The organism is Cupriavidus sp. (assembly GCF_057315035.1).
Genome location: NZ_DBHKYV010000046.1, coordinates 1 through 26,792 on the forward strand (window position 1 = coordinate 1; position 26,792 = coordinate 26,792).

General features: G+C 62.2%; 22 protein-coding genes and 1 pseudogene. 3 read left to right on the forward strand and 20 right to left on the reverse strand.

Annotation, left to right across the window (positions count from 1 at the left end; translation table 11 throughout):
* The first annotated feature begins 782 nt into the window (after window positions 1-782).
* A complete protein-coding gene (locus tag ACO550_RS33945) occupies window positions 783-3,068 on the forward strand; it encodes a DNA/RNA non-specific endonuclease (protein ID WP_315596906.1) in 2,286 nt (761 codons plus the stop codon).
* Between the two features lie 33 nt (window positions 3,069-3,101).
* On the opposite strand, the gene ACO550_RS33950 is transcribed toward ACO550_RS33945, so the two are convergent.
* The 17 genes and pseudogenes from ACO550_RS33950 to ACO550_RS34030 all read right to left on the reverse strand — a co-directional run bounded on the left by ACO550_RS33950 (window position 3,102) and on the right by ACO550_RS34030 (window position 21,583).
* Window positions 3,102-3,488 (reverse strand): nitrile hydratase accessory protein, encoded by a 387-nt coding sequence (locus tag ACO550_RS33950; RefSeq protein ID WP_315596905.1) that lies wholly within the window; start codon window positions 3,486-3,488, stop codon window positions 3,102-3,104.
* Window position 3,489: 1 nt separating this feature from the next.
* Window positions 3,490-4,161, reverse strand: coding sequence for a nitrile hydratase subunit beta (nthB, locus tag ACO550_RS33955; protein ID WP_315596904.1), 672 nt, complete (start codon window positions 4,159-4,161; stop codon window positions 3,490-3,492).
* Window positions 4,158-4,829: a nitrile hydratase subunit alpha gene (gene nthA / locus ACO550_RS33960; protein WP_315596903.1), complete on the reverse strand. Its 672-nt coding sequence runs from the start codon at window positions 4,827-4,829 to the stop codon at window positions 4,158-4,160. Before nthA ends, nthB begins: the two co-directional genes overlap by 4 nt.
* 286 nt (window positions 4,830-5,115) lie before the next feature.
* Window positions 5,116-5,484, reverse strand: a complete 369-nt coding sequence (locus ACO550_RS33965) for a hypothetical protein (protein WP_315596902.1) — start codon at window positions 5,482-5,484, stop codon at window positions 5,116-5,118.
* 82 nt (window positions 5,485-5,566) lie between these two features.
* The gene (locus tag ACO550_RS33970; protein WP_315596901.1) at window positions 5,567-6,490 is read right to left on the reverse strand and encodes a PfkB family carbohydrate kinase; all 924 of its coding nucleotides are present in this window, start codon (window positions 6,488-6,490) and stop codon (window positions 5,567-5,569) included.
* Between the two features lie 35 nt (window positions 6,491-6,525).
* Window positions 6,526-8,157, reverse strand: coding sequence for a glucose-6-phosphate isomerase (gene pgi, locus ACO550_RS33975; protein WP_315596900.1), 1,632 nt, complete (start codon window positions 8,155-8,157; stop codon window positions 6,526-6,528).
* A 50-nt stretch (window positions 8,158-8,207) separates the two neighbouring features.
* Window positions 8,208-9,689, reverse strand: a complete 1,482-nt coding sequence (gene zwf, locus ACO550_RS33980; RefSeq protein ID WP_315596908.1) for a glucose-6-phosphate dehydrogenase — start codon at window positions 9,687-9,689, stop codon at window positions 8,208-8,210.
* Window positions 9,690-9,736: 47 nt separating this feature from the next.
* Window positions 9,737-10,648: an ABC transporter substrate-binding protein gene (locus tag ACO550_RS33985; protein ID WP_315596907.1), complete on the reverse strand. Its 912-nt coding sequence runs from the start codon at window positions 10,646-10,648 to the stop codon at window positions 9,737-9,739.
* 76 nt (window positions 10,649-10,724) lie between these two features.
* Window positions 10,725-11,747, reverse strand: a complete 1,023-nt coding sequence (locus tag ACO550_RS33990) for an ABC transporter permease subunit (protein ID WP_315596899.1) — start codon at window positions 11,745-11,747, stop codon at window positions 10,725-10,727.
* Window positions 11,748-11,815: 68 nt separating this feature from the next.
* Window positions 11,816-13,375, reverse strand: coding sequence for an ATP-binding cassette domain-containing protein (locus ACO550_RS33995; protein WP_315596898.1), 1,560 nt, complete (start codon window positions 13,373-13,375; stop codon window positions 11,816-11,818).
* Window positions 13,362-14,624, reverse strand: coding sequence for an ROK family protein (locus ACO550_RS34000; protein ID WP_315596897.1), 1,263 nt, complete (start codon window positions 14,622-14,624; stop codon window positions 13,362-13,364). Before ACO550_RS34000 ends, ACO550_RS33995 begins: the two co-directional genes overlap by 14 nt.
* Before the next feature lie 174 nt (window positions 14,625-14,798).
* Entirely contained in the window at window positions 14,799-15,635 is an 837-nt protein-coding gene (locus ACO550_RS34005) for a type IV pili methyl-accepting chemotaxis transducer N-terminal domain-containing protein (RefSeq protein WP_485995096.1), read from the reverse strand.
* Window positions 15,607-16,287, reverse strand: coding sequence for a methyl-accepting chemotaxis protein (locus ACO550_RS34010; protein WP_315596895.1), 681 nt, complete (start codon window positions 16,285-16,287; stop codon window positions 15,607-15,609). The genes ACO550_RS34005 and ACO550_RS34010 overlap by 29 nt, the downstream gene beginning before the upstream one ends.
* Window positions 16,288-16,749: 462 nt before the next feature.
* Window positions 16,750-17,760, reverse strand: coding sequence for a CAP domain-containing protein (locus ACO550_RS34015; RefSeq protein ID WP_315596894.1), 1,011 nt, complete (start codon window positions 17,758-17,760; stop codon window positions 16,750-16,752).
* 133 nt (window positions 17,761-17,893) lie between these two features.
* Window positions 17,894-18,274: pseudogene (locus ACO550_RS34020) on the reverse strand (hypothetical protein).
* 208 nt (window positions 18,275-18,482) lie between these two features.
* Window positions 18,483-21,125, reverse strand: coding sequence for a bifunctional diguanylate cyclase/phosphodiesterase (locus ACO550_RS34025; RefSeq protein WP_315596893.1), 2,643 nt, complete (start codon window positions 21,123-21,125; stop codon window positions 18,483-18,485).
* 161 nt (window positions 21,126-21,286) lie between these two features.
* Window positions 21,287-21,583 (reverse strand): hypothetical protein, encoded by a 297-nt coding sequence (locus ACO550_RS34030; RefSeq protein WP_315596892.1) that lies wholly within the window; start codon window positions 21,581-21,583, stop codon window positions 21,287-21,289.
* A 371-nt stretch (window positions 21,584-21,954) separates the two neighbouring features.
* Between ACO550_RS34030 and mqo the strand changes: the two genes are divergently transcribed.
* On the forward strand, window positions 21,955-23,670 hold the full coding sequence (gene mqo / locus ACO550_RS34035; protein WP_315596891.1) for a malate dehydrogenase (quinone): 1,716 nt from the start codon (window positions 21,955-21,957) through the stop codon (window positions 23,668-23,670).
* Between the two features lie 228 nt (window positions 23,671-23,898).
* Here mqo and ACO550_RS34040 read toward each other — a convergent pair whose 3' ends face one another.
* Window positions 23,899-24,372 (reverse strand): VOC family protein, encoded by a 474-nt coding sequence (locus tag ACO550_RS34040; RefSeq protein WP_315596890.1) that lies wholly within the window; start codon window positions 24,370-24,372, stop codon window positions 23,899-23,901.
* 206 nt (window positions 24,373-24,578) lie between these two features.
* Here ACO550_RS34040 and ACO550_RS34045 point away from each other — a divergent pair, with 206 nt between their 5' ends.
* Complete coding sequence (locus ACO550_RS34045; RefSeq protein ID WP_315596889.1) at window positions 24,579-25,226, forward strand: GntR family transcriptional regulator; 648 nt, start codon at window positions 24,579-24,581, stop codon at window positions 25,224-25,226.
* Window positions 25,227-25,288: 62 nt separating this feature from the next.
* Here ACO550_RS34045 and ACO550_RS34050 read toward each other — a convergent pair whose 3' ends face one another.
* On the reverse strand, window positions 25,289-26,323 hold the full coding sequence (locus ACO550_RS34050) for an amidohydrolase family protein (RefSeq protein WP_315596888.1): 1,035 nt from the start codon (window positions 26,321-26,323) through the stop codon (window positions 25,289-25,291).
* Window positions 26,320-26,757 (reverse strand): Rid family hydrolase, encoded by a 438-nt coding sequence (locus ACO550_RS34055; protein WP_315596887.1) that lies wholly within the window; start codon window positions 26,755-26,757, stop codon window positions 26,320-26,322. The genes ACO550_RS34050 and ACO550_RS34055 overlap by 4 nt, the downstream gene beginning before the upstream one ends.
* Between the last annotated feature and the right edge of the window lie 35 nt (window positions 26,758-26,792).

The window sequence follows — 26,792 nt, forward strand, 5'->3', positions numbered from 1 at the left end:
GAGCACCGGGTTAGTGTTGCGCTCGGTACTGATATCGCAGCAAGCGTGCCAGCGCAGGGCAGATTTTCGAAAGAATCTGGAAAGCCTTGATGGGGTTGGGTTTGCGGGTGGGGGGAGGGGTGCGCCGGCGCGCGGGGTGTTGCCGGTAGTGCGGCGAGTGGTGGGGTGTTGCCAACAGAATATTGTCAGGTGTTGGGGACCTGGCAACGCCTGGGGAGCGTTGCACGATAAGGGGGCTCGGAGACAACCATCGCCCGAAACACCCTGGAGTAGTTCATCGAACCCGGGCGCCGCCCTCGTGCACGTGCTTCCATTCTTCTGATTCTCACCAGATCTGGTGGGAATCAGAATGCCTAAGTAATCCCATGTGAACCGACGGCCTTCAGGACACGCCTACCTTGCAGCAACAGTGCCGTGTCTTTCGATCGCAAGCCTTTGGCCCACGCCACCCTGACGCGCTCCGCGTCGATGCAAGATCAGGGGGGGGCGATCAGTACCGTATCCCCGGTTGAATCGGCATCCAGCATCGCGGTTCAGATTATTGTCCGGAGCCGCCGGCACGGCTGGCCTAAAGGGCTGGATTGGCCGGTAATGCTCTTTGACATTGCTTCAATCGCGGTTAAAAGACTTTGAACAAGTCTCCTACTTCTGGATGACATTCCTGACGGTGGCGTGGATCTATCCTTTGGCTGTATCACGGCAGGCCGCAGACCATCGTTCGGCGGCTTCGGCGTAGGTGCGCGCCTTACGCTGTCAGATTTCCGTCATCGCAGTTCATCACAATGAGCAATGAGCGCGAGCACAAACGAGGCGTCGAACTTTTCAGGCGGGAGGCGCAAATGGGATTGTGGTTAAACGAGATCCAGAAGGCGAAAGAGAGAAGCGCTGGCCTGGATCTGCGGGCACTCGCTGACTATGCGCGTGACAAGACGCCCGCTCAACTCAGCACCCCCGAGCAACTTGCCGAGAGAAAGCAGTTTCTTGACGAAAGCCTGCGCGACCCCAAGGAGTCGCAGGAATTTTTCGAGCGGATCATCGCCGGCAATGAACTGCAAAGCGTCAATTACCTTGCGCGCGGCGCGCGAGCCGCGCGCGCAGTTTCGCGGATTGTCATTCGCACGGCTTCCGGGCAACTCTTCGGCTATGGAACGGGATTCTTGATCGCGCCGCGGGTCATCATCACCAATCACCATGTGCTGGAGAATGCCGGCGCTGCCGCGCGGTCAACGGCGCAGTTCGAATACGAGGCAGACATTGACGGCCAGCCGCTGAAAGCAGTGAGCTTCTCGCTGGAGCCAACCCAACTGTTTTTCACTTCCGCGCAGCTTGACTTCACCGTGGTAGCAGTGGCGCCAACCCCGGACATCGGGCAAACGCCACTTTCGGAATATGGATGCCTGCCACTGGTCGGGAGCACGGGCAAAGTGGTCGACGGCGAGTGGCTGACCATCATTCAGCATCCCAATGGGGAGCGCAAGCAGGTTTGCGTACGGGAGAACAAGCTCATCAAGCGTGACACCGACGTGCTCTGGTACTCGACCGACACGCTTGGTGGTTCATCCGGCTCCCCCACCTTCAATAACGACTGGTACGTCGTTGCTTTACATCACAGTGGAGTTCCGCTGCAAAAGGACGGTCGCATTCAGACCATCAGCGGACAGGACTATGACCCTGCCCGGCATGGTGATCAGGATATCAAGTGGATTGCGAACGAAGGCATCCGGGTATCGCGAATCGTCGAAACGTTGAGTCAGGCACTGCCAACGCATCCGTTACTGCAGCCAATCTTCCGGGCGACGCCTGCGAGTGCTCGTATCCTGCCGGATTCGGTGGACGCGCTTCGCAATACATCCGCTCCTGTCGCACCAATCGCACCAGTCGCGCGTCTTGCGCGCGCCACCACGAATGCCCGCCATGCGGCCGCCAACATGGAAGGAGTAGCAAACATGGACTTCGAAGTCAGTCGCACCGTGACGGTGACGTTGGAAATCGACCGGGCAGGAGGGGCGAGGGTCGTGGCTGGCGGCGAGTCCTCGCTTGAAGCCGCCGCGTTTGCCGAAGCGCGCAAAACGCAGCAGGCGCAGGCACCATTCGATGTGCCGTTCGATGCCACATATGCATCTCGCAAAGGATATGACGAAGACTTTCTTGGTGGCGGCAATAAGGTCTATCTCCCCGAAATGCAGCCAGCGCTCGCTCAGGTTGCCACCAGGTTGATCAAGCCGGCGGCGAATGCCGACCCGCAAGTGCTGAAGTACCACAACTACAGTGTCGTGATGCACAGCAAACGGCGATTTGCCATCTACTCCGCAGCTAACGTCGACTTCGGCGGCCGCTTTGACATGTCCCGCCCACCGGATCAGTGGAGAGAGGATCCACGCATTCCTTTGGAGTCCCAGGTTTCCGGCTTCTATTACAAGAAGAACCAGTTCGACCGCGGACATCTGACGCGGCGTGAAGATCTGGAGTTCGGCAGATCGCGCAAGATTGCGCTGCAGTCCGCCGCAGATACATGCCACTGGACCAACTGCACGCCGCAGCACGCCAAATTCAATCAGAACAAGGAACTGTGGCAAGGTGTGGAAAGACACGTGCTGGAAGCCTCCATAGAGGCCGATGATGTCAAGGCCCAGGTCATCACGGGTCCGGTGCTGCAGGAGGACGATCCGGTCTGGGAGCGCTTCAAGGAGATTCAGTACCCCTTGAAGTTCTGGAAGGTCGTCGCGGCGATCAACGGCAACAACCAGCTATTCGCGACAGCATATCTGCTCGACCAATCGGAGGTCGTTGACCAGTTCGGTATCGAGGCCGTACCCGTGGTGCCGTTCACAGCGTTCAAGACTTTTCAGGTGCCGATCACCGAAGTCGAGCGCCTGACGAATCTGCTATTTCACGCACAGGTGGACGGTAAGAAGGTTCGCCTAAGCGAATTCGACCCATTGAAAAGCGGCGCGCAACGCAGGCCGGGTGCACGTCGGCGTCGCCCAGGCGCGGAGGAGGCGGCAGGCATCGACGTGCCAATTGACTACGTTCTTCTGGAATCGCTTGAAGACGTCGTTCGCGGGTGATCGGCAGCTACCCCTCCGGATAGCGCGTACAGGTCAAGGCGCGGACCGGGGTTGTCGCAGTTCGATCGGCGTGCCATGCGGTGTTCGCCGGGCTGCCTCGTCCCATGCGTTGCGACATTTCAACAACCCGTCCGTTGTCACCCAACCTTTCGTCGTCGCGATCCGTTCGAGTGCTGTCAGCCAGTGCGTGTAATACGTATCGCCGTGGTCCGGGTCACCAGACGCTTGCGCGTCCTGGATCGCAATGTTCAGGTATGCCGCCCATTCTGTCCAAGTGAACAGACCGCGCTCATGCAGCGCAAGCGTTATCGCGAAGGTCGCTGCCTGCCAAGGTGCATCGAAGACGGGCTCGTCATCCTCGCGAGCCGTCTCCTGTGGGCTGCTACGGAATATGAACTGAGTCTTTCCGGTCGAGGACATATCAGGCTGCCAGCGCGTTTGCAGGATCGAGATACCGCTCCCAGCAATCAACGCATACCGACGATGCGGTCGTATCTGCGCCCCACAATTCGGCAGCTTCGAAGCGCACGGTATATAGCCATTGAGGTTGCTCGCCTTCTCCCACCGCATTCGTGTCGGGGAAGACATGCGCGCCATGCCGTGCGACGATCAGGCCTCGCTTGCCTCGGCAATAGCGCGGCAGCCGGGTGTGCGTGAGCGGATGCAACTTGCGGGTCCGTACGATGTCGCCGACCACGAAGCGTGCTTCGCCGGAAGGTGGACGATCAACCGGGCTGCCTCTCGAGAGCGCAGCAGCCACCTGGTCGCCCGCCAACACTCGCGGAATTGGTGCCGCTGGGGTCATTGATGCGCCGCTATCGATTTCTTCGGCAGTGGCTAGACCGGTAGCCAGCATCAGTTTCCTGAGGCCCTCGAACCAGATCTCGTAGTAGCTGCTCGCGAGGTATTGCACGGGCGGCAGACTCTCGCGAGCAGCGCGGGACATGTCGAGGTTCCATTTGCCGGTCGCCCCCATGGCAAGCGTTAAGGCATGCACGCGACGTTCCCAGTTGGCGTGAAACGGCGGCTCATCGGTCTCTGGCTGGACTGGGCCGAATGCCTGCATGCCTCCAAGGTCCTGTGCGCCGTTCATGTGGGGTCCTGTTTCCGATCGTCAGGCATCTTTGGCAACCCAGTGCCGATCATCGAGTCGCGCGTGACGAGTTCAGCGAGCGCGTTCTCGCCCATGCCGTCGGTGCCGGGTGGACGCATTGGCAACACCAGATAGCGGATCTCGGCGGTGGAATCCCACACACGAACTTCCACGTCGGGCGGAAGTTCGAAGCCGAATTCCATCAGTACGCCGCGCGGATCGATGACCGCGCGCGAGCGGTACGGTGCCGACTTGTACCAGACAGGCGGTAGCCCGAGCACAGGCCATGGATAGCACGAGCATAGGGTACAAACCACCATGTTGTGCACAGCCGGCGTATTCTCCAGGGCCACCATATGTTCGCCTTGCCTGCCCGTGTAGCCGAGGGACGCAATTGCCGCGGTGGCGTCGTCGAGAAGCCATTGTCTGTAGCCGGGATCGCTCCAGGCCCTTGCAACGACTCGCGCCCCGTTATGCGGCCCGACCTTGTGTTCATACGTCTCGACGAGGATGTCAAGCGCAGCGGGATCGACATAGCCCTTTTCTATCAGAAGGGTTTCGAGCGCGCGTACGCGCAGGTCCATCGCGGACAATACGCTGCCTTCATGATCGTCTGTGTCAGCGTGAGGTCGGACCGGCCCGCCGTGATGGTGATCGTCGTGACTCATCGACGTTCGTCCTGGAGGATGTGATGAACGCAGTATGGTTCGGGATCGATGCAAACGCAAAACGGTGGCGCGAAGTGTGGAGCCATTACTTAACGTGCAGGATCACGCGTCCCTCCGAGATCTTGGGGGCACTCTACGGATAATTTTCGTCTGTCCGCCAGCGGGCGAGGGAATTGAAGGCCATGAGTGATCTCCTGGTTCCTCCGGCTGGAACGCTGGCGGGTTGCGCCCTGGTTGCAGGCAGTACGTACAACAAGCGCGGCCTGGCGCGGCCAGTGAAATACGCTCACTTGACGACGTGCCATACGTCCCTGAAGTTGTCGCCGTTCTTGTCGCCGGCCTGCTTGTCAGCGCTGTAGGTGTAGAGCGGCTTGCCGTTGTAGGCCCATTGCTTGGACCCGTCGTCACGGCTAATCACAGTGAAGCTGCCTTCGGGCTTGGCATTTGCGGCGGCAGTGGCGGCCGGCCACAGCTTGATGCAGGCGTCATTGCACATGCTCTTGCCGGGCACGTCTTTGTCGAACGTATAGAGCGTCATGCCGCTGGCGTTAACCAGTACACCGTCTGCCATCTTGGCTGGAGGTTCGGCCTGGGCCAGCGTCGTGAGCGCGGCGGAGAGCGATAGGGCAAGCATGGGGATGTGGCGCATCTTCATGATCTGAACTCCCAAAAAAGGGTGGGCAACAATGGGATGGACGCATGTCCTGGCTTCAGTACTCCAAGACTAGGCGAATATTTCAGGAGTCATGGCCGTGGCCGGCCATATTTTCCAGCTCTTGCCGGGAGGGGGCGTATGCACCGGCATGGCTGGCCGCCACTGCTGCTGCGGCGGCGGCCAAACACGCCTGGGTCGCAAGGTTCGATGATGGTTCGGCCAGCACCGCGGACATCCAGCCGCCCATGGCGGCATCCCCGCACCCTACGGTGTCCACAACGTCTACCCGAAATGCCGCTTGCTCCACCACGCTGTCAGACTGGAACAGGGTGAGGCCGTCGGCCCCGCGCGTGAGCATGATCGTGGCGTCCGGCGCCATGGACCGCACGTGTGCTAACGCGGCGTCCATGGCCAACGTGGGAAACAGGCCCGCCAGATCTTCGTCCGAAATCTTTACGTAGGACGCCAGCCGCAGCATGTGCGCAAGTACCTCGCCATAGCCCGGCGCATTCATCAGCTCGCGGTAGTTCGGGTCGAAAGCAATCCGCTTGCCGGCTTCGGCGGCCTGCATGGCTTCTTCGCACAGGCGCGCGGCAAGCGGCTGACGTGCCAGGCTGATCGAGCCAAAGTGAATGACTTCGGCCGCCTGGCGCCAGCCCTCCGGCAGCCGGGATGGGTCGAAATGCAGGTCGGCACTGTCGTCGCCCACGAAGAAGTACTGGGGGGGATGGCGCAAAGCGACAAACGCCAGGAAGGGCGAGCGTGCGACACGTTGCAGGAAGCGCATGTCTAGTCCGGCTTGCTCGCTGGCGCTGGCTAGTTCATCGCCAAGCAGGTCCTGGCTGACGGCGCCGGCAAAGGCCGTGTCGATGCCCAGGCGCGCGCCGACGCGTGCCACGTTCCAGCAGGAACCGCCTGGCAGGCCGAGCCAGCTTCCATCGGCCTGGCGAACCATGTCGGTGAGCGCCTCGCCGAACACGACGTAGCGGGGCAAAGGCTTGAACATTGATGACTCCTGAATCTGTGCTTGCATGGCGTAAGTCAGGCCGGCGCCATCGCTTTGGTGCGGCGCGCGCGGCGGATCAGCGCTGCCGTCGAGGCGTCATGTGGCTGCTCCGGTGCGCCTTCCAGTTCGCGCTCAATAGGGCGCGCCAGCATCTTTCCAAGTTCCACGCCCCATTGGTCGAAGGGATTGATGTTCCAAAGTGCGCCCTGCACAAATGTGCGGTGCTCGGACATGGCAAGCAGGGCGCCCAGGTGGAATGCATCCAGGCGCTGCAGCAACAGGGTGTTGCTGGGGCGATTGCCGTCGAACACCAGATGCGGCACCAGTGCCTCATCGGTCTGTCCGTCGGCCAGTACCTCATCGGCGAAGCGCCCGCGCAATAGTGCTTCGCCCTGCGCAAAGCAATTAGCCAGCAACTTGGTATGGTGGCCGGGTAGATCGCTATGCGGTTCCAGGCAGGCAATGAAATCCACCGGCACCAGTTGCGAGCCCTGGTGCACCATCTGGAAATAGGCATGCTGACCATTGGTACCGGTGGTGCCCCATATCACCGCGGCCGAGCCGACCTCCAGCGCCGCACCGTTGTGCTGCACCGACTTGCCGTTGCTCTCCATCTCCAGTTGCTGCAAGAAGGCCGGCAGCAATTCCAGCGGCTCGCAATAGGGCGCAATGCAGCGACTGCTTGCTCCGAGCAGACTGCGGTACCAGACGTCCAGCAGACCCAGAATTATCGGTAGGTTCTGCTCCGGTGCCTCACTGGCGAAGTGCCGGTCCATGGCCCTGGCGCCGTCGAGCAACTGACGGAACCTGTCAAAGCCGATTGCCACTGCGATCGACAGGCCCACGGCCGACCACAGCGAGAAGCGTCCGCCCACCCAGTCCCAGAACGGGAACATGTTGGCAGGGTCGATGCCGAACGCCTCCACGGCGTCCCGGTTGGTCGACACGGCCACGAAGTGGCGCGCCAGGTGAGCCTGCGTTGCGCCATGGCGCAGAAACCAGTCGCGCGCGGTATGGGCGTTGGCCATCGTCTCCAGCGTGGTGAACGTCTTGGAACAGACGATCACCAGCGTGGTAGCGGCATCCAGGCGGGCCAGCTTGCGGGCGAGGTCATAGCCGTCCACGTTGGCGACGAAATGCACGCGTGGCGCGGGTTCACCATCCTCCGCCAGCGCGCGGCACACCATGCGTGGTCCAAGGTCAGATCCGCCGATGCCGATGTTGACCACATCGGTGATGGCGCGACCGTCAAAACCTGTCCACGTGCCGCTGCGTACTTCATGCGCGAACCGTTCCATTTGGGCCAGAACGGCTGACACATCGGGTTCTACCGGCACGCCCAATGCGCGGTAGTCATCGCCGGGGCGGGCACGCAGCGCCATGTGCAGGGCCGCGCGGCGCTCGGTGGTGTTGACCGGTTCGCCGGCAAACATGGCATCGCGCCGCTCGCACACGCGCGCCTGACGGGCCAGCTCAAACAGCAGGTTCAGGGTTTCCTCGGTGACGCGGTTCTTGGCGTAATCAAGGGTCAGGCCGCAAGCCTCAGCCGTCAGGCGCTCGGAACGGGCCTGGCCGTGCGGACCCGCGAACCAGTCACGCATATGGGTTTGGCGAATCTTGGCGGCATGATGACGCAAGGCTTGCCAGGCGGGGAGGGACGTCAACATCGGGGCTACTCCTATGCGGTGATCGGCAAATCATTGACTGCAAATTTGGACTACATCTCTTCATGCCAGGCCATGCCGTCGCGCGACAGCAGCGCGCTGGAGGCCGCTGGTCCCCAGGAGCCGGCTGTGTATGGCTTGGGCGGGACGTTGGTTGTCTCCCAAGTCTTGAGAATGGGTGCGACCCAGCGCCAGGCCTGGGCTTGTTCGTCCCGCCGTACGAAGAGGTCGAGTCGGCCGCGAATGACATCCAGCAGCAGGCGCTCGTACGCGCCCATGCGGCGCAGGCCCGTGCCTGCCCCGGGGCGCTGCAGGTCTAGTGAAGCTGGCACCAGGGCCTGCGTGTCACCGGGCTGCTTGGTCAGGAAATAAAGCCGAATGCTTTCTTCCGGTTGCAGCGTAATGACAAGCCGGTTCCCCGCCGGTGTGCCAAGCGGGCGCGCGAACAGGGCGTGGGGCACCTCGTGGAACTGGATGACAATTTCCGCCACGCGCGATTGCATGCGCTTGCCCGTGCGCAGGTAGAAGGGCACGCCGGCCCAGCGCCAGTTGGCGATCTCCGCTTTGATGGCGACGAAGGTTTCGGTCCGGCTTTCGGCTGGAATGCCGGGCTCGCTCACGTATCCGGGCGCCGGGTCGCCGCCGGCCGCGCCGCGGCAATACTGGCCCCGTACGACTTTCTCGGCGACTTCCTCGGGCCGGATCGGCTTGAGCGCCTTGAGGATCTTCAGCTTCTCGTCACGGATTGCATCCTCGGACAAACTGGTGGGCGGTTCCATCGCCACCATGCACAGCAACTGCAGCAGATGGTTCTGCACCATGTCGCGTAGCGCGCCGATGCCGTCATAGAAGTTGCCGCGCCGCTCCACGCCAAGCTCCTCGGCGATGGTAATCTGCACGTCCTTCACCCACTCGCGTCGCCACAACGGTTCGAACAGCACGTTGCCGAAACGTACCGCCATCAGGTTCTGCACGGACTCCTTGCCCAGGTAGTGGTCGATGCGATAGATCTGCTCTTCGGCGAAGAACCTCGCCACTGCCGAATTGATTGCCTCGGATGATTCCAGGTCAAGGCCCAGCGGTTTTTCCAGCACGATGCGGCTGCGCTGGCTGGTGAGGCCGACGCGCGCCAGTTGCTCGCAGATCTTGACGAAGAGGTGCGGCGCGGTGGCCAGGTAACACACCACCACCGGCGCGGCCCGGGCATTCACCAGCTCGGCCAATGCGTCGAATCCCGGCTCCGTATTGGCGTCCACCTGCAGGTAGACGATGCGTTCCAGGAAGCCCGGCCAGGACGAGGCCACGGCATTGCCGGCCAGCGCGGGCAGTACCTCGTCGTTTAGCATGGCAAGGTAGGCCTCGTGGGCCAGCGGCTGACTGCCCAGCGCGAGGATGCGCCCGCGCGGATGCAGCGCACCTGCCGCATGCGCGTCGAACAAGGCTGGCAGGAGCTTGCGGCGGGCGAGGTCGCCAGTGGCGCCGAACAATACGAAATCGAACTCCGGGGCCTGCGCGCCGGTCTTGGGGCTATCCATCATCTCACCAGGTAAGGTCTGAAAGGTATTCGGGTATGGCAGGGGCGCTACCTTGGTGCTGCCCAACCCTTGTAGTCGTGGACATTGGCGCGCGTGACCAGTGTGGAGGGCAGCAACATCACCGGCTTGGCGGGGCGCTGACCGTTCATCATGCCCACCCCCAGTTGCACCGCAGTGCGTGCAATGGCCCACGGATCCTGGCTCGCCGAGGCCTGCACCAGCGTGTCAGACTTCAGCGCCGCCTCGATATCGGGTGCTCCGTCGACCGATGCGATCACGATGCCGCGCCGGTTGAGCTGCCGGGCGGCCAGGTCGGCCCCGACGGCCTGTGGGTCATTGATGGTGAAGACCGCATCCACCTTGGGAAAGCGCGTGAGGTAGAGCTGCATGACGTTGAGGCCGCCTTCGCGCGATCCTTTGGCGTCCTGGTCGTCGGACAGGATGCGGATGTCAGGGTGCTTGGCCAGCACCGTCTTGCAGCCCCTGACGCGATCCAGTACGGCCGATACCGGCGGCCCGTTCTGGATGATGAGGTTGCCGCGGCCCTTGAGTCGTTCGGCAAGAAAACCGCAGGCCAGTTCGCCGGCCTGGATGTTGTCGGTCTGCACCGTGGCATCGGCGCCGGCTGCGGCAACGTCCACCGCCACCACCACGATGCCCGCCTTCTTCGCCTTGCGCACGGCTGGTTCGATGGCGCGAGCATCGGCCGCGTTGATAAGGATCAGGTCCACGCCGGCCACGATAAAGCTGTCGATGTGCGAGAACTGCTTGTTGAGGTCATAGTCGGCCGACAGCACGGTAACCTTGGCCTGCGGGTTTATCTGCTTTGCGGCCGTTTCGGCACCGCGGGCCAGTGCCACGAAGTAGGGGTTGCCGAGCGAGCCCAACGTGACCCCCATCTTCTTCAGTTGCCGCGGCGCGGTGGCCATGGCGCCTTCCGTGGCCGCGGTTTGTGCCATGGCGCCGGCAGTGCAGCACGCACCAAGCGCAACTGCCGTCAGGAATTGCTTGATCACTTTTATCTCCTGTACGTGCTCAGGTGCGGGCCGAGCCCTTCTGGCGATAACGGTCCAGCGCCACCGCGCCGATGATCACCAGGCCCTTGATGATGTACTGCCAGATGTCCGACACCCCCAGCAGCACCAGGCCATTGGACAGCGCAGCAATGATCAGCGCGCCGATCAGCGTGCCGCCGATCGAGCCGACCCCGCCGACAAAGCTGGTGCCCCCGAGGATCACCGCGGCGATCGCGTCCAGCTCATAAGATTGCCCGAGCTGCAGACCGTTGGCCGCGTACAGGCGCGAGGCAGACATCACGCCACCGAGCCCTGCCAGCAGGCCGGATGCCGCATAGACAAACAGCAGCACCACCCACACCTTGATGCCTGACAACCGCGCCGCCTCGGCGTTGCCACCCACGGCGTAGATTTGCAGCCCCAACACGGTCCGGCGCAGCACGACCCAGGACACCGCGACCACGGCCGAGGCGATAATCACCAACCAGGGCACGCCCAGTACGTCGCCATTACCGATGAAGGCAAAGCCGATGTCGGGGTTGTAGATCGTGCCGTCATGCCCGACCAGCCGTGCCAGTCCGCGGACTGCAGTCAGGCTTCCCAGCGTGACGATGAAGGGCGGCAATTTCATGAAGGCAATCAGCGCGCCATTGACCAGGCCGAACAGCAGGCCGCATAGCAGGGCGGCAGGCACGCTGAGCGCGGCAAGCTCGGGCGTCAGCGAGGTCAGCATTGCCGCCACGGCCGAGATCGACAGGATGGAGCCAACCGACAGGTCGATTCCTCCCGTCAGGATGACGAAGGTCATGCCTGCCGCCAGCACCAGGTTGATCGACGCCTGCTGCGCGATGATTGAAAGGTTTTGCAGGCTGGCGAAGTTGTCGGTCAGTAGCGTGAAGCCGACGCACAGCAGAACCAGCACGGGCAGCATGCCCAGTGCTCGCAGGCGCTCCTGCCTGGTGGCGCCGCCGCGGCGGGTAAGCGTGCGCGCGGTGCCGTGTGAAGCAACAGCGTGTGCGGCTGGTTGGATGGAATTGCGCATGTTGTCTCCTGATTCTGTATGGCGGCACTTGCTGCCGACCGTCTGCGCGGTCTCAGTGGAATGTGGGGTCAGTGCAGTACGGTGGTCGGTGTCGGGGCGTCTACACCCGTGGCGAGCGCGATGATGTGTTCCTGCGTGGCGGCGGCATCCTGGCAGGCGTGCACCTCGCCAACCAGCCGGCCTTCACGCATTACCAGTACGCGGTCGCACAGGCCGACCACCTCCGGTAGTTCACTGGAGATCAGAAGGACGGCTACGCCCGAGCGGGCGAGCTCGTCAATGACACGGTAGATTTCGGCCTTGGCGCCGATGTCCACCCCACGCGTGGGTTCGTCCAGGATCAGCACGCGCGGTTTCGTTTCAAGCAGGCGCGATAGCATCACCTTCTGCTGGTTGCCGCCCGACAGCGAGCCAACATTGACGCGCGGATGCGCCACACGAATGCCAAGCGAGTTGACGGCGGCGGCCGTGCGCCGGCGCGCGCTGGCACGGTTGAGCCGGCCGCCACGCAGCGCGTCGCGCGCGGCAACTATCAGGTTGATGTTCTCGTGCACGCTCTGGTCAAGGAGCAGGCCCTGCAGCTTGCGGTCTTCCGTCAGGTAGGCGATACCCGCGTCGATGGCCTGGCGTGGATGGCTGATAGCCAGTGGCCGGTCGGCGAGGTACACCGCGCCGCTGCTGCACGTGTCGGCACCAAACACGAGCCGTGCCAGTTCCGTGCGGCCCGACCCGACAAGGCCAGCCAGGCCAAGGACCTCTCCGGCGCGCAGGTCGAAGCTGCAATCCCTCACGCGTCGTCCGTCGGACATATTGCGCACCGAGAGCACCATGTCGCCCACTTGCGTCTGGCCATGCGTCTTGGTGTAGAAGCCCGACAGATCGCGGCCAACCATCATCTTGACGAGTGCCGCCTGGGTGAGGTCAGCCTTCTCCAGCGTGCCAACGTAGCAGCCGTCGCGCAGCACGGTGACGCGATCCGCCAGTTCGTCGATCTCGGCCATGCGGTGGCTGATGTAGATGATGGCCATGCCACCGGCCCGCAATTGGCGAATCAGCGCGAACAGCTGGTCGGTCTCGCGGGTGGACAGCGGAGTGGTGGGCTCGTCCATCACCAGGATGCGGGTCTCGAAATGCACGGCGCGGGCAATTTCGACGAGTTGGCGTTGAGCGATCGACAGGCGGTCAACCAGAGTCTGCGGAGTAAAGTCAGCGCCCAGCCGGGCCAGCGTGCCTTCGCAGGCAAGTGCCATGGCGGCGCGGTCCACCATGCCATGGCGGTGCAGGAAGCGTCCCAGATAGATGTTTTCGGCCACGCTCAGGTTGGGCGCCAGGCTCAACTCCTGGTAGATCACCGCTACACCTTGCGAGCGGGCGGCGAGCGGGCCGTCGATGACCACCGGCTGGCCAGCGATGTGGCACTCGGCGCCGTCATCGGCGACATAGGCGCCGGAGAGGATCTTCATCAGCGTCGACTTGCCCGCCCCGTTTTCACCCATCAGTGCATGGACTTCGCCGGCATAGATCGTGAGCTGGACATTGCTGAGTGCCCTGACACCTGGGAAGGTCTTGGAAATATTGCGCATTTCCAGCATCGGTGTCAGTGCGGCGGTGGCTTCAGACAGTGGCATGTTTGGCCTCCGGAACGATGGCGGACGCGCCCTTGAGCAATTCGGCGCGCGGCGAGAAGTTCATGAACATCGGCAGGGAAGCGGCACCGACCGCGCCCGCATTGGCGCCAAAGCAGCCGCGCACGATGCGGGCGGCCGGACGCGCCTCCGGGGCGCCGTCATCCAGCGTCTGCTGTAGGCGTTCGATCAGCGTGGCCACCAGGCCGCCGTCGATATCGGCATCAAAGATCACCAGTGGCACGTCCAGCACGGCCAGCGCTGATTGCAGCGACGGAGCCAGCGCATCGACACAGTCATCCACCCATTCCGCCACGGCCGGGTGCTTTGACTCCACCTGCCGCTGCAGGTCGGCATGGCCTTGCACTGTCACGCCGTGGTGGCGCAGGTGGCGCGTCAGTGCGTTGAGCGAGGCGCGCGAGATCAGGATGTCCAGCCGGCGGCCCGGCACTGACGGAGCAGAAGCCAGCGTGCTGGGCGGCACCGGCATCATCGCAATGTCGCCGGCATTGCCGGAGACACCGCGCACGCAGTCGCCGTTGAGCACCACGCCGCCGCCAATCGCCGGACCAAGGAAGACATAAAGGAAGTGCTGCGCGTGGTGGCGACCGTAGAAGAGTTCTGCCACTGCGGCCGCGGTACCGTCGTTTTCGCTGAATACCGGCAGGTTCGTTGCTTCCGCCAGCATCGAGGGGAAATCGGCTTCGTCCCAGGCGCGAAAGGTGGCGAGGGAGGCTTCGCCCTGCACGTCGAGTTCGCGCAGCCACGCGCCAAGATTGTAGGGCTGGGCAACACCGACTCCCAGGACGCGCTTCTGCTCGGCTGGGGTGAGCTGGGCGCGCATTTCCTCGATGTCGCGGCGCACTAACTCCAGCGCTTGCTCGGGGTGGGGCAATACCAGTTGGTGCGCACTGCTGGCCAGGATATGCCCGGCAAAGTCGACCATGACGACCTCGATGCTGCCGCGGTCAAGCCGCACGCCGACGCCGAAGGCCCCCGTGGGCTGTAGACGGATCAGGCTGGCAGGCTGCCCGCGCTGGCCTTCCACGCGCCGCCCGGTAAGCTGGATCAGGCCTTCATCGGTCAGCGTCTGCACGATGCTGCCAACTGCCGTATTGGTCAGCTGCGCCATGCGGGCCAGGTCTGCTTTGGACGCTTCGCCGGCGCGGCGCAACGCCAGCAGCAGGGCACGCTCGTTGTAAAGACGCAAGCTGGCAGAGTTCACGCCACGGCCTGCCTTGGATGCGGTCATCTTGTCTCCGTCCGATCGGCTCCAGTTCGGGAGCGCTATTAATTAATTCATGCTGAATTAAATGATAGGGGGAGGAAAAGTTCAATCACGGGAAAACCCGCGAGACAGATTCATCACATGGAGAGTAGGTGGGCGGCTGATGTTCGCGGCGCCGTTCTGATCGGAATGCGCCGGTTATTGGGTCAACCGCTCATACATGCCGGTGACGTCATCCATGACTTGCAGGATTCGCTCGCTGGTCGTGGCAATGTTCCTCAGCTGTTCCGCGCGACCGACTCCGGTCTGATTGACCGCTTCTTCGAAGAATAGCCACTGAGAGCCGGCAAGCTGCAGTGCGTCGCGGATGGCTGCCGTGTTTTGCGGTGCGGAGGTCAGTAGTGCCTGCGCGGCTGTGAACTCTCTGGTAGCCGCGGTCAGGTCCTGCATCGTCTGGGGAGAAGTGATACCCCACGCGCGGAACATGCTGATCTTGGCGATTCTCTGCGAGAGCATCCGCTGGCGGCCGGCAACGTTGATCAGCTTGCCTGTCGTGGTACCGGAGTGTTTCTCAAGGAGGACGGTCCCGAGTTGCGAGAGTGTCAGCACGTCCTCGCTCATTCTTGCGATGGTTTTCGCATTCTCGAGGTTGGGGGTACCGCTGGACAGCAATTGCCTATAGGGAGTCCATGTCTGCTCGAGCCTGGTGTAGGCATCCTTGATCTCCGGCGTGGGCGCGAACGTCCTTAGCTCCAGAAGCTGCTTGTCGAAGAGCGCCACCGACTGTTCGAGGATCTTCTTCGACCGTTCGGTTTCCACGCCGAGGCCTGCCTCGCAGTAAGCCTTTGCCATGCGCTGAGACAGCATGCGCTGTCGGCCCGCTTTGTTGATTGCCTCATTTATTGTCAGCGTTCCGGCGGAAGCGGTCCCGGTCAGGTTCAGCGCCAGGACGATGCAGACGATCAAGCACGAGAAATAGCGGTAACGTTGCAAGGGCGTCTCCGAATCAAAGTCTGGTGGAACCTTTGGGCGCATCGCCCGTACCGACGACGTGGCGGATCAGTTGATCCATCTCCTTGATGATGTCGGCGAGCACCTGCGTAATGACGGAAAACTCCCTGCCATGCTCTCCGGCCCGTGCTGCCGAGATGCGGGCATTCATGGCGACGATGTTCGCTTGCATCGTAATGCCGCTGAGACGCTCGACGAGGTCGATCTGGCGCTTGCGTGCAGCGACTTCGCAACGGTGCATTTCCTCCTGGTAGGCCTGTGTCACGCTCTGCAGCAGTTCAAGCATTGGGGTGGCTTGAGCTACGAGTGAATCGAGCGAGGACGCGTGCCGACTGGTGTTGGCTGGTAGTGCGTCTATGACGGTTTTGACCTCGGCGATGAATTCACGGATACGCGCGTCAGCGCGCGGATTGCCGAAGTACAGTTGCCGCAAGGCGTCAGAGAAGGGGCCTGGCACGCGCTCATTGCCAGTCACGAGATCCAGGTGTGCTGACTCGAACAAGGACAGGCTTTTGCGCGCGATATCGAGCGCGGCAGTGTCCCCGCGCGAAGCGAGCAACATTTGCAGGACGATCCGCTGCGACAGCATGCGCTGCCTACCGGAAAGATTGATCAAGGCGCCGATGGTTTCAGCGGACACCTCGGCCTCAGTTAGCTGCCCAGAAAAAGCGTTCATGTCATGCCTTGAAGAAATAGCCGACGCGGGCACGCAGCGCGCTGTGTCGGCAAATAAAAAGCGCCCCGAAGCGAGATACCCGCAAACCGTTTGTTCGGTTCTCGGTGATCTCGCTTCGGGGCGCCATTGCCCGGGACGCTCCTTTTCGAAGCGTGTAATCGTGATTTGCCAGGTTGTCTTAAGGACAGCGTTGGCTAGGTCCTCAATGCAATATATATGCCACGGCTCACTAAAATTGCATCAGGCACTGGCCTCAGGGATATAGCGCCGTGAGATCGGGCCCAAGCACTGATCTAGTGCCAGGTGCGCCATACAGATGCACCGCTGCAGTAGCGGCTGACGCGTAGCGAGCGCCAGGACGGCTTGATCGAGCGTCTGAGGCGAAGAACTGAGAAGTTGTGACCTGACCTGACCTGACCTGACCTGACCTGACCTGACCTGACCTGACCTGACCGAAACAGATCAGTAAGCCGTAAAGCTCCAGGACTTGCTGATCGATACACCGTTGCGTGCGCCGGCGAACGTTGCGGTGTATGTGCCAGCAGCGATGGGCTGCGTGGGGAGCAGGAACACCACGCCTCGATACAGGTTCATGTCCTCGATAGCCGAAGCAACCGAACCGGTCTTGGATTGGGTAGGCACCAGGATGCGGGCCGGCACCCGGCTGCCGCCGGGCCCCGTCAGGATGAAGTTCGAGACCGTCAGCACGTCAGACGGCTTTTCAACGTTGACCCGGAACATGATCGGGGGGCCGGCTCTGGTCAGGTCGGGCGCTGGATTCGGGATCTCGTCGCCAGGCGTGAATGTGCCGTGGACGTGGGCATTGTCGGCTGGGTAGTGGGCGCCCGTGCCGGGATGCAGTTGTTGGCCGCCCCATTGGGCGAGGCCATACCCGCCGGCTCCCGCTGCGGTCACCACCCCAAAGTTCATCACGCAGTAGTTGTCACGCATGGCGAGGCCGATCGTCTCCTGGTTGCTGGTAATCCCTTGCAAGTGGTAAACCGAGTTTGCCATCGAGGCAAGGCAGCGGCCAAGTTCGCCGCTGTAAGCATTCTGTCCAACCCATTGCGTGTGCGAGCCCCCCATGGAGACTACTTGCTGGTACGGATCGGGGCTGGTGAAACCAGGGTTGCCAGGGATCTCCGTGTGGCTCATCACCGCGTTGAGCTTCATGTATTCCAGGTGGTTTTCGGCTGCGGCATCCAGGGCGAAATCCTGGCGCAACGCCCCTACACCCATTGCGGTGCGCAGCGCGTTGAGCGCATTGAAGAATTCGTGGCGTGGGTCGGTTCTGGAGTAAGTGGAGGTAAGCGCGATCGCGGTCTGGGCTGCGGAAGACGGCTTTGTCCTGATGGACGGTTTGCGTGGCAGGTTTGAAGCAATTGTTAAAGGGGTTGCGCCAGCACTACCAATGCTGGCGCAGACCGCGACGAAGGAAGTTATCGCGGCGATTGCGAAAAGGCTCTGCTTCACGTTTTTCCGGTAATTTTAGGTCTGTACAAGCGGGGCCAAGGGTCCGTGGGTGACACTGGCAAGTCCGCTGCCGGAGGCTTAACGCAAAGGTGGCAGGAGTCGTGGACAGGAGCAGACGCGGCGGCAGCCCTGACTACATTGAGTTAGAGGGCATTACGCTCAGGCCGGAAGTCCCGCTCGACTCCGTTCGACGTTCACTTCTGAGAATGCCGTTCTCATCAAATTCAAGCAAGACCATCGACGACCGGATCTTGCCTCCGGAGAAGAGCGGACCAATGAACGGGATAAAACTCTCAGGATGCGGTTGGGACTTCGCAAACGAATAGATCAGGATGGTTGATCCTGTTTTCAGCGAGACCTGGGATCACGGCGTTCCAAGCTGGCTGGTCACGTCGTCGATAGTGGAGAAACCAAGCAGGAAGTTCGACAACTGCTCGGGTCTTATGTCGACACCGGTTGATACGCAACCGGTCAGCATGGCGCACAGCACGGTCAGCGTGCGAATGAGCTTCATGTCGTCACTGCCATCGTTTTCATGGCCTGACCAAAATCCAGAGACCGTGGCGCCGGCCTGCTATCCCGTCTTTCAAGGATAGTACCTTCACCAATCATTGTTGACCCAGCGCTTATGAGCGCAGCGCACGGGCCATCGGGCTGCGCGAAATGTGCTGAAGTAGGCGCGATGCGGTGCAAAGGATGACGCCACCGTTCCGCCGCTCCCCTCAAGTCACGGCACTCACAAACGCCTCGAAGGCGCTGGCCTCTACCGGCGGGCAGAAGAAGTAGCCTTGGCCGTAGTCGCATCCGGCAGCCACCAGGATGTCGCGTTGCGACTCGGTCTCGACCCCCTCGGCAATCACCCGGATACGCAGTGCATGCGCCATGCTGATGATGGCGCGGCACAAGGCCACGTCGTCCGGACCCCGTGTCAGCGAGCGGATGAAAGACCGGTCGATCTTGATGTAGTCAATGTCCAGGCGCCGCAGGTACGACAAGGACGAGTAGCCGGTGCCGAAGTCGTCGAGCGCGATCTCGATGCCAGCCGCCTGGAAACGAGAGAGCTGATCCATGACATCGGTGCTTTGCTCCATCAGCGAGCCTTCGGTGATCTCGATGACAAGGCCTCCCACTGGCACGTTCCTGCGCTCGATCATGCTGGACCAGGACTCGGGCCCGCTCGCAGGCGCGCAGAACTCCATGGGTGATTTGTTGAGGGATATCTGGAAGTCCTTGCCCAGCAGCACCTGCCAGCGCACCAGCTGGTCCAGCGCTTCGGTCAGCACCCAACGACCGATGTCGATAATGAGGCCGGATTCCTCGGCAACGGCAATGAAGTCGGCCGGATGGATGGGCCCGCGCACCGGATGGTTCCAGCGAATCAGGGCCTCCGCCTTGCAAACCTTGCCCGTACGCAGATCGACGATGGGCTGGTAGTGCAGCGCGAACTGCCCGGACGCCAGCGCCGTGCGCAGGTCCTGCGTGATGCGCAGGCGCTCCCTCTCGGCTTGCAGCAGCGCCTGGGAGAAGATCTTGCTGCGATTGCGGCCCTCCTGCTTGGCCGCAAACATCGCGTGGTCGGCGTACACCAGCAGGGCCTCGGCGTTGTCGGCGTCCTTGGGGAAGGTGGCCACACCGATGCTCGCCGACACCACCACCAGCTCGCCGGCCAGGCGGTAAGGCGCGGCAATCTGCTTCAGGATCGCCTCGGCGATGCCCTCTGCGACGCCGGCATCACCCACCTCGGGCAGGATCACGGTGAACTCGTCGCCGGCCAGCCGTGCCACGGTATCCGACGCGCGCACCGATCCCGCAATGCGCCGTGCCGCCTCCAGTAGCAACGCATCGCCCTGATCGTGGCCGAGGGTATCGTTCACCTCCTTGAAGCGATCCAGGTCGATGAACAGCAGAGCCAGCACATTCTGCGTGTCGCGCGAATGCTCGATCTCCTGCTCCAGCCGTTCGAAGAACAGTCGGCGGTTGGGCAGGTCCGTGAGCGCGTCGAAGTTCGCCTGGTGCCGAATGACTTCCTCCGCCTGGCGCTTCTCGGTCATGTCGTGGATCAGCGCGACGCGACGCCGCTCGCCATGCGCGTGGGGCAGGTAGGTATCCACGGTCAGGTAGGCAGGAAATTCGCTGCCGTCCTTGCGGAGGATCGAAAATTCGCCGCTCCATCGGCCCTTGGCTTTCACTGTGGCCCGCAGGCGCTCGACCAGCCCGGCCGCATTGCCGGTCCCGCTGATGCTATTGCCCGAGCGATCCCTGATTTCCTCGGCCGTATAGCCGGTGGCGATGGCAAAGGCGGGGTTCACGTCGATAATGGTGCCATCTAGCGACGTCACTACCATGGCCTCGCTGCTGGACGAGTAGACCAGCGAAGCCAGCCGCATCTCCTCCATATGGCGCCGTCGCTCCGCCATGGAGCGGCGCAGGCTGTAGTACAGCAGGCCAAGCAGCAGCGTGGAGGCAATGGCTCCTGCGAAAGCAACGCGACGATGGCCCTCGTAGGGTGCCAGCACCAGGCCGACTGACTCGCCCACCACGAAATTGAGCCCGAAGTCCGGCATACGGTAATAACCGAAGACCCGCTCCACGTTTTCTGAGCCCGACACCGCCCGATAACTGCCAGACTGGGGCGAGTTGCTGGCGAGGTACGGCCTGTTGCTGACTGCCCTTGCCAGCGAGCCCTCAAGGGCCGGCACGCGCGCAATGACCTGCCCGGAAGTCTTGATGACCGACGCCACTTCGCCATCACGGTTTGCGAATGTCTGCGCAAAGCTGGCAAACTGCTCCGGGCTGACCGAGACCACGATGACCCCGTCGAAGCTGCCCGCACGCAGGATGGGGCGCGTAAACTGGATCGACCATTTGCCGGAAACCTTGCCCTTCACCGGGTCGCTGATGAACAGCATGTCGCGCCCGCCCGCATTCTGATGGACCCGGAAATGCTCGCGGCCGCTCAGGTCGACCTTTTCGCCGGGTGCGGGCGGGGCGATGGACGAGTAGACAAGCAGGCCATGCTTGTCGATCACTGCCACCTGGAACGACAGGTCTACGACCAGGTTCTGCCGCTCACGCACCATGTCGATGAAGCCGGTCTGGCCTACCAGCCAACTGGCCCGCAGATCGAGGAGGAACTCGGACAGCCTCAGGATGCTGGATTTCGAGTAAGCGCCGAACGCCGCAGCCTCCGCTTGCGTACGCGCAGCGGCGTCTCGCAGCAAGCGGTCTCGCTCGCTCACGAGCTGAAACGTCGCGAACGCCCATGTTGCGATCAACCACGCCGCCGCCGCCAGGTTCAGCGGGGAAAAGACCCGGCGCAGGCGCTGAAGCGCCTTGCCATTTCGGTTGGTCGAGCGTTCTGGCATCAAATGGGTATCGCAGCGCAGCGAAGAATCGGCATCGGTAGCAGGCTAGCCGAGGTCAGCGAAGCCGACAAGCATCACGCACGCCAGTCCCGCGTCGATTTCCACCGCGCGATGGCAGGGGCCTCCAACCCTGCGCTCGAATCGGGCAGCACGTATTGCCGCTACTTGACGTGCAGGATCACGAGTCCCTCCGAGATCGTTGGGGCACTTGCGCTATTGCCTGCAGCGTTCCTTGCGATCCAGTCCTTGGCCTTCTGGCTGCTTTCATCAATCCCCGCCTTGTCGTTGCAAACGGTAACTGAGAAGCCAAATTCACCATCCTCGCTTCGGGCCAGTGTGTAGCTGACAAAGCCTTGGACCGTGCGCATCAGCGATTCAATATCGGGAGTGCGCCCCTCCAACAAATCGAAGAGTTCCTTGGTGCCTGCTCCCGAATATGCCCTGATTACAGTGTGCATGATATGTCACTCCCTTTGATGCCCTGGAGTTGGCGCGAATGCGGTGGTGGTGGCTTTATTCGCCGCCAAAGTCGTTCCTGAAGGGGCGAGGGTAATCAGCCCCTAAGTAAAGTAGCCTTCTGGCATCTACTTGCCAACATGGGTTTCTTTGGGATGCCCGTAAGTTGACGGTCGCCGCAGCCATATTAGGGTTTTCACCTACGATTTGTTCGGCGTGCGTTACAATCCGCGCTTTCGTATCGCTCGGCATGTGGAATTGCTTCCAGCCTGCAGCGCACAAACACGACAGCGCCCCCAGTCTGCATCAACGCCGGCAAGCCCGGGCTTGATCAGTCTGACGATGTCACACGCCAATCTAGACAGTGACTCCCATGACTCAAATGGACAACAAGACGGCGCCCGGTCGCGGCGGCGAGCCATTCACCCGACGTAAATTCCTTGCTGCTGCTATCGGTGCCGCAGCCGTATGGGGCGGCTACTCGTACTTTTCCGGCAGCCAGTACCGTGCCGCGAAGGCGGATCGCAAGGTCGATGTGCTGCTGATCGGCGGCGGCATCATGAGTGCGACGCTCGGCGTCTATCTGAAAGAGTTGGAACCGAACTGGACGTGTGAGGTTTTCGAGCGCCTGGACAAAGTCGCGGAAGAAAGCTCGAACGGCTGGAACAACGCCGGCACCGGACACTCGGCGCTTTGCGAACTGAATTACACGCCGATGGATGATAAGGGCAATGTCCATATCGCCCAGGCCATCAACATCAATGAGAATTTCCAGATCTCACGCCAATTCTGGGCGCATCAGGTGCGCAAGGGCGTTTTGGGTAATCCGCGCGGATTCATCAACTCGACGCCGCACATGAACCTGGTCTTCGGAAAGGAGAATCGGGAGTTCATTCGCAAGCGCGTCGAGGCGCTGAAGGTTTCACCACTATTCGCCGGCATGGAAATGACGACCGACCCGGCGAAGATTGCCGAGTGGATCCCGATCATGATGGAAGGTCGCAAGCCCGACGAAATGGTCACCGCCACGCGTTCGCCGCTTGGTACCGACGTGAATCTGGGCGAAATCACTCGTCAGTTCTACAAGCACCTGAGCGGCAATGCGGGTGTGAAGGTCTCCACCGGCTATGAAGTGCGTTCGATTACCCGTAATGAGGACGGCACCTGGCGCGTGTCTGCCTTCGACACGAACGACAGTTCCAGGATCCAGACGGTGGACGCACGCAACGTGTTCATTGGCGCGGGTGGCGCTGCATTGCCGCTGCTGCAACTGTCCGGCATTCCCGAGGCGAATCAATACGGTGGCTTCCCGGTTGGCGGCGAGTTCCTGGTCACCGACAAGCCTGAGATCGCCTCGCGCCATTTGGCGAAGGTCTACGGTCTTGCCGATACCGGCTCGCCCCCGATGTCGGTTCCCCATCTGGATACCCGGGTGCTCGATGGCAAGAAGGTGATCCTTTTCGGGCCGTTTGCCACGTGGTCGAGCAAGTTCCTCAAGAACGGCTCGTATTTCGACCTGGCCAAGGCGACGACGCCGTCGAATGTCATTCCCCAGTTGCAGGTCGGCGCTCACGAATTTGCACTCGTGAAGTACCTTGCGCAGCAATTGGCTCTGTCCCGCGAAGAAAAGATGGCGGCATTGCGCCACTACATGCCCGAGGCGAAGGACGAGGACTGGCGTCTGTGGGAGGCTGGGCAGCGCGTGCAGATCATCAAGAACGACCCGGAGAAGGGTGGGGTACTGAAGCTTGGCACGGAGGTTGTGGTGTCTGGCGACCGTTCGGTATCAGCGCTCTTGGGCGCTTCGCCAGGTGGATCGACGTCGCCGGCGATCATGCTGTCATTGCTTGAACGCGTTTTCCCCGAGCAGATGAAAACGCCGGCCTGGCAGCAAAAGATTCGTGAGATCGTGCCCAGCTACGGCAAGAAGCTCAACGAAAATCCCCAGCTACTGGCAACGGAATGGGCGACCACGGCCGAAACGCTGCAATTGGCCATCGCGCCGCCAAGCCTCGACGGCGTTGTCCCGGCCACTGCCCCGATGACGAACCCGGGCGTGGTGAAGAAGGTGCCGGATATGGCTTTGTAAGGCCTGCGCTGCGCGCTGGGGTGGCCCCCGGCGCGCGCAGGTGCGCGTGGGTGCTGGCAGTTCAAACCGCCGCCAGTTTGAGAGACAGAGCTGGCTATCCCGACGCCGTAAAACCAGTGGCCTCGACGACTGGCTTCCGCCCAGATTCGATCTGGGCAGCTACGTTGAGCCAGTTGTCGCGGCCGGTAAGCTCCGTTCTCAAGGCGGGCGCCCCCGAGATGCCTGCGATCAGATCCCTCCGCGGTCTGCCTTCAGGTCCGGGTTGCGCATGGCCGGACCCTGGTCGCCGCTGTTGGCGTCCTTCGAGGCGCCGCCCCAGCCGTGATCGGTCAGGTCGATGATGATCTCGTCCGGATCGCGATACTTCACTTCATAGAAGATATTGCCCTTCACGGGCACTTCGCCCATGTAGTAGCGGCCGCCCGCGGCCTCCACCGACTTGCGTGCTTCCACGATGTCGTCGACCCACACGCCGATGTGGTGCAATCCGACGAAGTCCTTGCCGCGATCTTCGCCGGCCGCCTCGTCGCTCTTGTAGTTCAGCAGGGCGATGCTCATCGTGCCATCCGTCAGATAGACCCCGCGCGCCAGCGACGAGTCGGTCTCGCCGACCTTACGGAATCCGAAGGCCTTTTGGTAGAACTCGGCCGTAGCCCATGGATCGGGAACGGACAAGGCGATGTGACGCAGTTTGCTGCTCATGGATGTGCTCCTCTTGGTCAATGTTTTATCCACGTATTGAAGCCGGGCTGGGGCGAATGTGCCCCGGCTTCCCGGCTTATGTGTATACACTACACTTAAAGTGTGTTCAATAAAAGAAAAAAGTACTCAGATTAGTAGCTGCGAATAACCAGTTTCCATCGCGTATAATTGCGTCGCATCCAGCGCGTACAAAACCTGAGGACATCGTGACCACCATCGCTTCCCAAATCGGCCAGCAACTGGCCGAGGAGATCATTTCGGGCGCGCTGCCGCCCGGCGCGAAGCTCGAGGAGCCCGCGCTGGCCGAGCGTTTTCAGGTATCACGCACCCCCGTGCGCGAGGCGTTGCGCCTGCTCGATGCCCGGGGCCTGATCGAACTGGTGCCGCGTCGCGGCGGGGTGGTGATCAATACCAGCCCGGAACAGCTTGCCGACATGCTGGAAGCACTGTGCGAGCTGGAGTCGCTGTGCTGCCGGATTGCCACGCAGCGCATGAGCGCGATGCAGCGCCGGCAGCTGGAACTGCTGCACGAAGAGGCCATCGCCGCCGCCGAAAAGCAGGACACGGAGGCCTATCTGGCACTGAATCACCGCTTCCATAAACTGATCTGCCAGGGCACCCAGAACGCAACCCTGGTATCGGCGGTGGAAAACCTGCGCGAGCGGCTGGCCCCGTTCCGCGCCGCGCAATCGGGCGTCGAACGCCGTTTCGAGGTTTCGCATCGGGAACACCAGCAGATCGTCGAGGCGGTGCTGGGTGGCCAGCCTGAGCAGGCGTACCTGGCCATGCGCAGCCACACCACACGGCTCACGCTCCATGTCATGGAACTGCTCCAGGCGAACCGCGTCAGCTGATTGCGCCGGACACGGCGCCACGGCACCACGGCATAACAGCACCCTGGGGTGCCGTGGTGCACTCAACCAGTCGAACCGAAGTCAGCCCGAAGCCAATCCGAAGCCAATCCGAAAAAGCGCATGGCGTTGCGCGCCATGATTTGCTGCCGCGACGTGTCGTCGAGATAGGGACAATCGGCTACCAGCTTGCCGATCTGTTGTTCGCCGAGCGGGAACGGGTAATCCGAGCCCAGCATCACACGCTCGGCGCCCATGACTTCCACCAGCAGCCGCAGCGACCGATCGTCGAAGACTGCGCTGTCCACCGAGAAGCGATCCAGATAGTGGGAAGGCGGATGCGGGCAGTCCTGCCGGACGATGTCCCGGCAGTGCCAGGCGTTTTCCGCGCGGCCCAGCAGGAACGCGAAGCCACCACCGCCATGCGCGAAGCACAGCCGTAGCGTCCGCGGAATGCGTTCGAAGGCGCCAGAAAGAATCAGGGAGAGAATGCCAAGCTGCGTTTCCGCCGGCATCGACACCAGCCACGGCAGCATCCACTTCTTCATGCGCCCGTCGGTCATCATCTCCCACGGATGAACCAGCACCGGAATGTTGTCGTTCGCGCAGTGCACCAGAAAGCTGACCAGGCGTTCGTCATCGAGGTCGTGCGGGCCGAGATGATTGCCGATCTGCACACCAACATGGCCATCGGCCTTCGCGCGTGAAGCCTCGGCGCAAGCCATCTCCAGGTCCTGCAGGGGCACCTGCGCCAGCGCCTTCAGGCGCTCAGGGCGATAGGCGCAATGTTCGAGCGCCAGGTCGTTCATCCGGCGCGCCCACGTCGCGGCGGCGCGCGCATCGTAGCTATAGCCGAACATGATCGGGGTGGCGCAGACGATCTGCAGGTCCAGCCCGTTGCGGTCCATTTCCTCGATGCGCAGGGCGGGGTCCCATAGCGCGCGGTAGACCGGCCGGAACTTCTTGTCGCCGGCCATGATGTGGCCCGATTCGCCGTCGTCATCGACGGCGAGCCAGGGTGCCTTGTCCGCGTCCAGCGCGGCGGCCTCTTCCTGCGTGATGCGCGGGAAGAAGTGGGCGTGCATATCGATCTTCTTCATGTTGCCTGGGAAGTGAGCGGACGGTAGGCGATGGCCTTGATCTCGATGCGCAGGTGGGGATGGGGCAACTGGTGCACGGCCACCGTCGTGCGGGTTGGCCCGTCGTAGCCGAAGTACTCGCCATACACGGCGTTGTAGCCGCCGAAGTCGTTCATGTCGACCAGGAAGGACGTGATCTCGACCACGTCCTCCAGGTCCGCGCCCACGCTGCGCAGGATGTCGCGGATGTTCTCGATCACGGCGCGGGTTTGCTGGCGGATATCGAGCACGGTCGTGCCCATCGCATCTACCTCGACGCCCTCGAAGCTGTTGTCGGCGCGTCGGGAACTGGTGCCCGAGACGAACAGGAAGTCGCCGGCGCGGCGCACATGGGGAAAGGTGCCGCGTGGCGTGGCCTTTCCGGCTACCACGGATGAAGCGGAGTTTGCCTGCATGCTTGCTCTTTTCATTGTGAAGCCTGCCCGACCGT

Excerpts from the sequence above, each read along its gene's own strand:
- ACO550_RS33965 (WP_315596902.1), bottom strand. The coding sequence starts at position 5,484 with ATGAAGATGCGCCACATCCCCATGCTTGCCCTATCGCTCTCCGCCGCG.
- ACO550_RS34000 (WP_315596897.1), bottom strand. The coding sequence starts at position 14,624 with ATGACCGCATCCAAGGCAGGCCGTGGCGTGAACTCTGCCAGCTTGCGT.
- mqo (WP_315596891.1), top strand. The coding sequence starts at position 21,955 with ATGACTCAAATGGACAACAAGACGGCGCCCGGTCGCGGCGGCGAGCCA.
- ACO550_RS34055 (WP_315596887.1), bottom strand. The coding sequence starts at position 26,757 with ATGCAGGCAAACTCCGCTTCATCCGTGGTAGCCGGAAAGGCCACGCCA.
- nthB (WP_315596904.1), bottom strand. The coding sequence starts at position 4,161 with ATGAACGGCGCACAGGACCTTGGAGGCATGCAGGCATTCGGCCCAGTC.
- ACO550_RS34025 (WP_315596893.1), bottom strand. The coding sequence starts at position 21,125 with ATGCCAGAACGCTCGACCAACCGAAATGGCAAGGCGCTTCAGCGCCTG.
- ACO550_RS34040 (WP_315596890.1), bottom strand. The coding sequence starts at position 24,372 with ATGAGCAGCAAACTGCGTCACATCGCCTTGTCCGTTCCCGATCCATGG.
- ACO550_RS33945 (WP_315596906.1), top strand. The coding sequence starts at position 783 with ATGAGCAATGAGCGCGAGCACAAACGAGGCGTCGAACTTTTCAGGCGG.
- ACO550_RS33990 (WP_315596899.1), bottom strand. The coding sequence starts at position 11,747 with ATGCGCAATTCCATCCAACCAGCCGCACACGCTGTTGCTTCACACGGC.
- ACO550_RS34050 (WP_315596888.1), bottom strand. The coding sequence starts at position 26,323 with ATGAAGAAGATCGATATGCACGCCCACTTCTTCCCGCGCATCACGCAG.
- ACO550_RS34005 (WP_485995096.1), bottom strand. The coding sequence starts at position 15,635 with ATGCGCCCAAAGGTTCCACCAGACTTTGATTCGGAGACGCCCTTGCAA.
- ACO550_RS33995 (WP_315596898.1), bottom strand. The coding sequence starts at position 13,375 with ATGCCACTGTCTGAAGCCACCGCCGCACTGACACCGATGCTGGAAATG.
- ACO550_RS34010 (WP_315596895.1), bottom strand. The coding sequence starts at position 16,287 with ATGAACGCTTTTTCTGGGCAGCTAACTGAGGCCGAGGTGTCCGCTGAA.
- ACO550_RS34030 (WP_315596892.1), bottom strand. The coding sequence starts at position 21,583 with ATGCACACTGTAATCAGGGCATATTCGGGAGCAGGCACCAAGGAACTC.
- zwf (WP_315596908.1), bottom strand. The coding sequence starts at position 9,689 with ATGGATAGCCCCAAGACCGGCGCGCAGGCCCCGGAGTTCGATTTCGTA.
- ACO550_RS33985 (WP_315596907.1), bottom strand. The coding sequence starts at position 10,648 with ATGGCACAAACCGCGGCCACGGAAGGCGCCATGGCCACCGCGCCGCGG.
- pgi (WP_315596900.1), bottom strand. The coding sequence starts at position 8,157 with ATGTTGACGTCCCTCCCCGCCTGGCAAGCCTTGCGTCATCATGCCGCC.
- nthA (WP_315596903.1), bottom strand. The coding sequence starts at position 4,829 with ATGAGTCACGACGATCACCATCACGGCGGGCCGGTCCGACCTCACGCT.
- ACO550_RS33950 (WP_315596905.1), bottom strand. The coding sequence starts at position 3,488 with ATGTCCTCGACCGGAAAGACTCAGTTCATATTCCGTAGCAGCCCACAG.
- ACO550_RS33970 (WP_315596901.1), bottom strand. The coding sequence starts at position 6,490 with ATGTTCAAGCCTTTGCCCCGCTACGTCGTGTTCGGCGAGGCGCTCACC.